This window comes from Ancylobacter amanitiformis, assembly GCF_030814815.1.
In the GTDB taxonomy this organism is placed as follows: Bacteria; Pseudomonadota; Alphaproteobacteria; order Rhizobiales; family Xanthobacteraceae; genus Ancylobacter; species Ancylobacter amanitiformis.
In genome coordinates, this window is the sequence record NZ_JAUSVR010000008.1 from 210,807 (window position 1) to 219,799 (window position 8,993).

Here is an 8,993-nt window from a genome sequence, read left to right on the forward strand (position 1 = left end):
ACAGTGCGAGCCGCTATCGGTGGCGTTTCAAGCTGACGGGAGGTGGCCTCTTCGTGGCGGCAAAACGGGCTCATGCCCGGACGAGCGGAGAGACGATATGTCGGAGCATACACCAGAGATTCAGCCGCCCGGCGACATGGACGCGCCGGAGCCCGCGGGTGCCGGCCGCGAGGTCGAGCTGAAACTTCTCACGGATCCAGCCACATTGCAGCGCCTCCTCACCGCGGCTGTCGTCACGCGACACGCCACGTCAAAGGGGGTCGTCCGGCGTCTGGAGGCCACCTATTACGATACGCCCGATGCGCTGATCGCGCGGCAGGGCGCGTCGCTGCGCGTCCGGCGCAGCGGCAAGCAGTTTGTCCAGACGCTGAAGCTGGCGCCCCTGGAGAGCGTGCTCCAGCGGCGCGAGATGGAAGCGCGGGTGCCGGATATCGCCCTTCAGCTCGATGCGCTGCCGCTGAGCGATCTGGGCGCGCCCTTCGCGACGCTGCCGGGCTCGGAACTCGCACCGGTGTTCATCACCAAGATCCGCCGCCATATACAGGTCGTGGAATTTGGCGGCGCCGTCATCGAGGTCGCGTTCGATGAGGGAACGCTGAGCGCCGGCGAGAAGGCGGAAGCCGTCTGCGAGATCGAGCTGGAACTGAAAACGGGCGAGGCGGGTGCGCTCTATGAGCTGGCCCTGTCGCTGCTGGAGCAGGGCACCCTTCACATCGGGGTCCAGAGCAAGGCCGAGCGCGGCTATGCGCTCGCCTCCGGCACCTTGCCCACCGCCGAAAAGGCGTTTGCGACCGGCATCGGGCCGGCCGATACCACAGACGAGGCGATTACCAAGGTCTTGAACGCCTGCCAGCGCCATGTGATGGCGAATCTGATGGCGGCGCATCATGGCCGGGATCCGGAGGGCGTTCATCAGCTGCGGGTCGCGCTGCGGCGTCTGCGCACCGCCATATCCCTGTTCAAAAAGGAAGTCCCCGCCTCGGCGCTCCAGGCCCTCGGCCTTGACGCCAAACGGCTGGCGAGCGCCCTCGGGCCGGCCCGCAACTGGGACGTGTTCGCCACGACGACGATCGCCGAGATCGAGCGCGCGAACCTGCCCGGCGTCGACTTTGCCGAGCTCAAATCCGCGATCGTCCCGCCGCGGGCTCGCAGCCATCAGGCCGTTCGCGCGGATCTGGTCGATCTCGAATGCACCCGCTTCCTGTTGTCGCTCGGCCGGGTGATCGAGCGCCGAAGCTGGCGGAACGACATCGGCATCGAGGCTCTCGCCGTGCTCACCCAGCCGGCGCGCGAATTTGCCGGGCGCGGACTGACGCTGCTGCACCGCAAAGCGCTGAAACAGGGGCACAATTTCCGCAAGCTGCGGCCGACGGCCCGTCATGAGCTGCGCCTGACGCTGAAGAAGCTGCGTTATGGCGCGGAATTCCTGCTGCCGCTCTACGATCGCGACGGTGCCGCCCGGAAATATCTGAAGCGGATGTCCCGTCTCCAGGACATTCTCGGCATCGACAACGATATCACCACCACGCAGTCGCTGCTGCGTGAGGTGGAGGAGAGCACATCGAGCCCGCAGGCCCACAAGGCCATCGGCGCGATCACCGGCTGGCAAGGCCGCGACCGCCTCGAGACCGCCGAGGCGCTGAGGCGCAGCTGGCGGAAATTCATCGATGTGGAGCCGTTCTGGCTCGACTAGCCAGGCCGCGTGCTCCTTGCCTTCCCTATGCCGGCCCCTCTAGGGATCGTCACCGCGCTGTCGTGCTCTCGTCATGAGGCACGTCGAAACGTCGCGTCGAGCCGAACAGGAGCGGGTGCCCGGATGGACTATTTCAAGCGCTTCAACTTTCTCTTCGCGACACCCGCCTTCGATGCGGACGATCTGGAGGGCGCCCGCTATCACCAGATCGTCGCGGAGATCGAGAGTTCCGGCTTCGAGGTTGTGCGTGCGCGTACAATCGAGGATGCCGAGATCGCGGTGCAGACCGACGCCGCCATCGGCTGCATGATGGTGGATTGGGGCAAGAAGGGCATGGAGGGCAAGACCGCCTCGCTCATCAACCTGATGCGCCGGCGCGGCCTCGACTTTCCCATCATCCTGCTGATCCGCCGCAAGCGGTTCGAAGATGTACCGGTGGAGGTGCTCGACTTCATCGACGGCTATGTCTTCCTCTCCGAGGAAACCCCCGCCTTCATCGCCAAGAACCTCATCAGCCGGCTCAAGCAATATGCCGAGACGTTGAAGACGCCGTTCTTCGGCGCGCTGGTGGATTATGCCGAGGAGGGCAACCAGCTGTGGACTTGTCCCGGGCATAATGGCGGCGTGTTCTACTCGCGCAGCCCGATCGGCCGGGTGTTCATGGAGCATCTGGGCGAGGCGGTGTTCCGCGACGATCTCGACAATTCCGTGCTCGATCTCGGCGACCTGCTGACCCATGAGGGCCCGGCTCTCGCGGCGCAGAAGGAAGCGGCCAAGATCTTCGGCGCCGAGAAGACCTATTTCGTGCTCAACGGCACCTCGACCTCCAACAAGGTCGCGCTCTCCGCCCTCGTGACCGATGGCGATCTGGTGCTGTTCGACCGCAACAACCACAAGGCCGCCCATCATGGCGCCCTCATGATCTCCGGCGGCGTCCCGGTCTATGTGCCGACCGTGCGCAATGCCTGGGGGCTGATCGGCCCGATGGATGTCGCGGCGCTGGACGAAGACGTGCTGCGCGAGCGCATCCGCACCCATCCGCTGGTAAAGGACCCGGAGGCGTGGCAGAAGCCGCGCCCGTTCCGCGTCGCCGTGGTCGAGCAGTGCACCTATGACGGCACGATCCACAATGCCGAGATGATCCTGCAGCGCATCGGCCATCTGTGCGACTACATCCTGTTCGACGAGGCCTGGGCCGGCTTCATGAAGTTCCACCCGCTCTATGCCGGGCGTTTCGCCATGGGGCTGAAGGATCTGGGGCCGGATGCGCCGGGCATCATCGCCACCCAGTCCACCCACAAGCAGCTTGCGAGCTTCAGCCAGGCCTCGCAGATCCACATGAAGGACCGGCATATCAAGGGCCAGAAGCGGCGGGTGGAGCACCGGCGCTTCAATGAGAGCTTCATGCAGCACGCCTCAACCTCGCCCTTCTACCCGCTATTCGCCTCGCTGGATGTGGGCGCGCAGATGATGAAGGGCCGTTCCGGCGAAGTGCTGTGGGACGATACGATCCGCCTCGGCATCGAGCTGCGCAAGAAGATCCGCGCCGTGCGCCGGGAGTTCGAGGAGAAGGAGCAGCGCCCCGAGCGCCGCTGGTTCTTCGAGCCCTTCGTGCCGGACCGGGTGGCTATACCCGATGCCTCCAGCCCCGGCGCCGTGCATGACGTGCCGTGGGAGAGCGTCTCCACCGACCAGCTCGCCACCAATCCGGCCTTCTGGCATCTCACGCCGGGTGCGGCGTGGCATGGCTATGCCGACATGGCGGCTGGATTCGCCATGACCGATCCCAACAAGCTGACCCTGCTGACGCCCGGCTTCGATCGCACTACCGGCGCCTATGTGGAGCACGGCATCCCGGCCCCTGTGGTGGCGCAGTATCTGCGCGAGAATCGAATCGTCGCGGAGAAGAACGACCTCAATTCGCTGCTGTTCCTGCTGACGCCCGGTGTTGAATCGAGCAAGGCGGGGACGCTGATCAGCGGTCTGGTCGCCTTCAAGAAGCTGCACGACGACAACGCTTTGCTGGAAGACGCCATTCCCGAATTCTACCGGCGCCGGCCCGCGCGCTATGCCGGCGTGCGCCTGCGCGACCTGTGCGGCGAGATGCACCGCTTTTTCCGCGCCGCCAATGTCAGCGCGCTGCAGGCGATGCAGTTCTCGGCTGAGCACTTGCCCGATATCGCGCTGTCTCCCCACGATGCGGCGCGCTGCCTCGTGCGCAACGATGTGGAGTACCTGCCCATCGACGCCATTGCCGGGCGTATCGCTACCACGCCGTTCGTGGTTTACCCGCCGGGCATAGCAACGATCGTCCCCGGCGAAAGGCTCACCGAGCGCGCGCAGCCGATGATCGATTATCTCCGGATGTTCGAAGCCTGCTTCAATACATTCCCGGGCTTTGACGTCGAGATACAGGGCGTCTATCGCGAAACCGATGCTGCCGGACGCATCCGGCTCTATACGTATGTGGTTGCGGAATAATCAGGAATTCGGATTCGTTCATGGAGCAGGAGATTGCGGTCGTCATCCGGCCGACGCGGGATGGCGACGTTGATGCCATGCTGGCGATCTATCGCCATCACATCCGCCGGGGCGTCGAGGACGGGGTGGACGACAATGACACGCCGCAGCCCGACGATCTGCGGGAGCGGCGCAAGAATCTGAAAAACCGCCGGTTTCCCCACATCGTCGCGGTTCGCGGCGGTGAGGTGGTCGGATATGCCTATGTGGTGCTGTTCCGCAAGCGCCCGGCTTACCGCTACACCGTCAAGCATTCCATCTATGTTCACCACCAGCACATTGGCCGCGGCATCGGCAGCCGGCTCCTGCGCGGGCTGATCGACGCCTGCGCGGCGGCTGGGTTCCGGCAGATGATCGGCTATATCGATGGCGACAACACCGCATCGCTCGCCATCCATGAGCGGTTCGGCTTCATCCGGGTGGGAGTTCTCCCCTCGGTTGCCTACCGTTATGGCCGCTGGGCCGACAGTGTGATGGTGCAGCGCTCGCTGGGCCCCGGCGCAACCGCTCCGCCTCCGCCCTTGCCCCTCTCCACCCCACGGGACGCAACCTGATCTGAACGCATCGCTAGAGCATTTTCGAGCGAAGTGGATTTCGGTTCGCGTGAAGAAAATGCGTCAGAACAATAACCTGGAGCTTTTCCGGGGAGCCGGAATTCACCGGAAAAGCTCTAGCCCCGGAAGCCGCCGCTCTTGAGATAATCGTCCTCTTGCCGTGTCATGGCGCGGCCGAGCACGGGATTTCGATGCGGGAAGCGGCCGAAGCGGCGGATGATATCGCGGTGCCCTTCGGCATGCCCCAGCCATGGCTCGCCCAGTTCCGCGTTCAGCCGCACCGATAGATCCTGATCGTCGAGGTCTTCGGAATGGGCGAACGGCAGGCAGAAGAAGAGCCGCAAGCCTGGCTCGACGCGCGCCATATGCCCCATCGCCAGCGCCTGACGCGCGAAGCAGCGTGCGAGCGGGTCGGTCGCATACATGTGGCCGGTGCCCCGGAAGGCATTGCGCGGGAACTGGTCCGTCAGGATCAGGAGCGCCAGCGCGCCCTCGGGCGATGCCAGCCAGCCGTCATGCCCGCGTGCCGCCACCTCCATGTGCAGGCCGAGGCACCGCTCGCGGAAAGCCAGGTCGAAGCCGCCATCCGCGTCGAACCATTGCCCGCGCTCGCCCGCCTTCTTCCAGAACGCCACGACGGCTGCGATCTCCGCCTCCGTCTCCCCAGCCTGAGGCCTGTGCGTCACCTTCAAGACGAGCCGTCCCGGCTTGCCGGCTCATCCTTTCGCCGTGCATTGCCGTGGATCAGATCCCGCCCGGCATAGATGCCTTCCACCGTCTCCATGGCGAAGCGCTCGCTGTCGCGGCGGCGGACATCCTCCATCACGCGCCGGCGATCCTCCTCATCGACATTCATCATTTCGAGCGCCTTCTCGCCGAGCATGAGGGCGGATTCGAGGGTCTCGCGGATCTGCCAGTCGACACCCGCGTGGATCAGTTCGACGGCATGTTCTCGGTCGAGGGAGCGCGCGAGCACGGGCACCAGCGGAAACTCGGCCTTGAGCAGTTCCGCGATCTTCAGGCTCGCCTCGCGATCGTGAACGGCGATAACGATCAGGCGGGCGTCATGGGCGCCGGCGGCGTGCAGGATGTCGAGCCGCGCGCCATCGCCATAATGGACCTTGAAGCCGAAATCGCGGGCGTCGCGGATGGCGTCCGTGTCGGTCTCGATGATGGAGATCGAACAGCCATTGGCCAGCAGGGGCTGGCTCGCGATCTGGCCGAAGCGGCCGAAGCCGATGAGCAGCGCGCTGGCGGAGAGGTTTTGCGCGGTCTCGACGCCTTCCATCGACGGCGCGCGCTTCGGCATCAACCGATCGTGCAGGATGATCATGAGCGGGGTGAGCGCCATGGAGACGATGATGGTCGCGGTCAGGATGGCGTTGGCCTCGCCATCGATGATCCCGGCCGAGGTCGCCGCGGCGTAGAGCACGAAGGCGAACTCGCCACCCTGCGCCATCAGCACGGCACGTTCGATCGCCTCGCGATGATCGGCCCGGAACAGCCGGGCGACCGCGTAGATGCCGACCGTCTTCAGCACCATATAGGCGACCACGGCGAGCCCGATCAGACGCCAGTTGGCGGCGATCACGGCAAGGTCGAGCGACATGCCCACGCCCAGGAAGAACAGGCCGAGCAGAATGCCGCGGAACGGCTCCACATCGGCCTCCAACTGGTGGCGGAACGAGGATTCCGACAGCAGCACGCCCGCCAGGAAGGCCCCCATCGCCATTGACAGGCCGCCAAGCTGCATCGCGAGCGCCGCGCCGAGCACCACGAACAGCGCGGCCGCCGTCATCACCTCACGCGCTCTCGCCTTGCCCAGAAGGCGGAACAGCGGATCGAGCAGGTAACGACCCGCAAGCACCAGTCCGGCGATCGACGCCAGACCGATCGCGACGCCGGTCAGCCGGTCGGCGAGCGTGGCGTCTTCCCCGCCCGGCGCGAGAAAGGCGACAAGTGCCAGCAGCGGCACGATGGCGAGATCTTCAAGCAGCAGGATGGCAACGATCCGCCGCCCCTTGGCCAGGCCCATGGCCCGCCGCTCCTCCAGCATCTGCATGACGATGGCGGTGGAGGTCAGCACGAAGCCGGTGCCGGCGACGAAGCTCTGCGCGACGGGATAGCCAAGGGCAAGACCGACACAGGTCAGGAGGCCGATGCACAATCCGACCTGCGCGAGACCCAGACCAAAAATCTCGCCGCGCATCGACCAGAGCCGCGAGGGCTGCATTTCCAGTCCGATGATGAACAGGAACATGACGACGCCGAGTTCCGCGACATGCAGGATCGACTGCGGGTCGGTGAACAGGCCGATGCCGAACGGCCCGATGACAAGGCCGGCGGCAAGATAGCCCAGCACGGAGCCGAGCCCCAGTCGCTTGAACAATGGCACAGCGATAATGGCCGCGCCGAGAAGCACCACGACGGGAACCAGATCGAAGCCGCCATGAGAGGCGGCCTCAGCGGCATGGGAGACGGCTTCGGGGCTCACGGGTCAGCCTTTCGTCAACTGCCACGTCACCAACGCGGCGAGCGCAGCACGATGAAGACGACCAGACGGATCGGCAACTCCTGTGTGACCGTGCAGCCGGCCTTGGTGACGCTCACCCACATGTTTGCCAGCGCAATCGCCCCGCCACGGGGATGAAGAGCCTGGCACCCGAGGCGATGCCGGCGACACTGCCGTTCCAGAGCTTGCCGAAAAGGGCGAAGATGCCGAGCACCGTCGGCACCCTCTGCAAGGAGGAGCGACATAGGCATGAGCGCCTCCCGTTCCCGCTTGGCTGAGCGTCCACGGGGCCGGCAGCAAGCCAAGCCTACCAGCCCAATCTCTAGAACTTGGTGCCCCCGCTGAAACGGAAAGCCTGCGTCTGGTCGTAGTCTTCCTTGGTGAGCGCCCAGGCATAGTCAAAGCGCAGCGGGCCGAAAGGCGATTTCCAGATCAAGCTGACACCGACCGAGGAGCGGATGGAGTCGCTGTCGGCGACGCAGACATTCGCATAGCCCTTGGTCTTCGAACCCGCGATGGCATCGCAGTTCACCAGATTATCCTGCCATCCCGAGACATTCTGGAAGGTCGTCCCGCCCTCATAGCCCCACAGCGAGCCGGCATCCGCGAACACGGCGGCCTTCATGCCGATATCCTTCGGCAGGAAGGTGAGCGGAAACTGCAACTCGGCCGAAGTGCCCCAATAGAGCGTGCCACCCAGCGCATCCGGATCGGACCCATCAAGGCCGGAGGCCAGGTCGCGCGGGCCGATGCCGTTGGACGCGAAGCCGCGGACAATGTCCGGTCCCTTGAAGAAATTATCGAGGATGCGCAGGTCGTCGCCGCCCCACGAGGTGATGTTGCCGGCCTGACCGCGGAACATGAGAACCACGTCGCCATAGACCGGGAAGTAGAACCGCGAGTCGAACGTGCTCTTGATATAGTCGACGTCACCACCGAGGCCGGCAAAGTCCTGCTTAAGTTCCAGCAGGTAGCCGTTGGTCGGATCGATGTTGTTGTCGAGCATGTTGTAGGTGAGCGTGTATCCAACGGACGAGGTGATGGATGCCACGCCGCTTACCTCGCGCAGGGCCCAGGACGGCGTTCCGTAGTCGGCAATCGTATCTGCGTCGATCGTTATTTCCTTCTGGTACAGGCTGTAGCGCAGACCGAGCGTCAGTTCATCGGTGAGCGGCAACGCGACCCGTAGCGTGCCGCCGCCCGTGGTCGTGTCATAGGGGCTCGAACTCGTCGCGCTCGTCACCTTGTAGTAAAGGTCGAAGCCGGCGGCGACGCGGTAATCCAGGAAGTAGGGCTCGGTGAAGCTGAAGTCGACACCCTGCGTGTTCTGACCCAGCGTGCCGGCCAGACGCACATACTGGCCACGACCGAGGAAGTTCTTCTCCGAGATCGCCACTTCGCCGATGAAGCCGTCCGAGGTCGAGTAGCCGCCCGAGATCGAGAAGTCACCCGTCGGCTGGTCGTCGACCTGAACCACCAGGATCACGCGATCCGGCGCGGTGCCGGGCTCGGTGGTGATCTTGACGTCCTTGAAGTAGCCGAGATTGCGCAGACGGCGCTCGGCGCGGTCGATCAGCACGCGGTTATAGGCATCGCCCTCGGCGAGATCGAACTCGCGTCGGATGACCCAGTCGCGGGTGCGGGTGTTGCCGCGGATCTCGATGCGCTCGATATAGACGCGCGGCCCTTCCTCGACGGCGAAGACCAGCGAGAT

General features: G+C 64.9%; 6 protein-coding genes. 3 read left to right on the forward strand and 3 right to left on the reverse strand.

The window, feature by feature from the left end; genetic code table 11:
• Positions 1-19 precede the first annotated feature (19 nt).
• From QOZ99_RS13880 to QOZ99_RS13890, 3 genes are all read left to right on the forward strand, one after another.
• The gene (locus QOZ99_RS13880; protein WP_306890580.1) at positions 20-1,693 is read left to right on the forward strand and encodes a CYTH and CHAD domain-containing protein; all 1,674 of its coding nucleotides are present in this window, start codon (positions 20-22) and stop codon (positions 1,691-1,693) included.
• A 123-nt stretch (positions 1,694-1,816) separates the two neighbouring features.
• Complete coding sequence (locus QOZ99_RS13885) at positions 1,817-4,174, forward strand: Orn/Lys/Arg family decarboxylase (RefSeq protein ID WP_306890581.1); 2,358 nt, start codon at positions 1,817-1,819, stop codon at positions 4,172-4,174.
• 20 nt (positions 4,175-4,194) lie between these two features.
• Positions 4,195-4,767 carry a GNAT family N-acetyltransferase gene (locus QOZ99_RS13890; protein ID WP_306890582.1) on the forward strand — a complete coding sequence of 191 codons (573 nt, stop codon included), beginning with the start codon at positions 4,195-4,197 and terminating at the stop codon, positions 4,765-4,767.
• 116 nt (positions 4,768-4,883) lie between these two features.
• Here the strand turns inward: QOZ99_RS13890 and QOZ99_RS13895 are convergent, their stop codons facing one another.
• The 3 genes from QOZ99_RS13895 to bamA form a co-directional block, all read right to left on the reverse strand.
• A complete protein-coding gene (locus QOZ99_RS13895; protein WP_306890583.1) occupies positions 4,884-5,402 on the reverse strand; it encodes a DUF924 family protein in 519 nt (172 codons plus the stop codon).
• Between the two features lie 53 nt (positions 5,403-5,455).
• The gene (locus QOZ99_RS13900) at positions 5,456-7,261 is read right to left on the reverse strand and encodes a monovalent cation:proton antiporter-2 (CPA2) family protein (protein WP_370876858.1); all 1,806 of its coding nucleotides are present in this window, start codon (positions 7,259-7,261) and stop codon (positions 5,456-5,458) included.
• A 340-nt stretch (positions 7,262-7,601) separates the two neighbouring features.
• On the reverse strand, positions 7,602-8,993 hold a 1,392-nt coding region (bamA, locus tag QOZ99_RS13905), incomplete at its 5' end, for an outer membrane protein assembly factor BamA (RefSeq protein WP_306890584.1).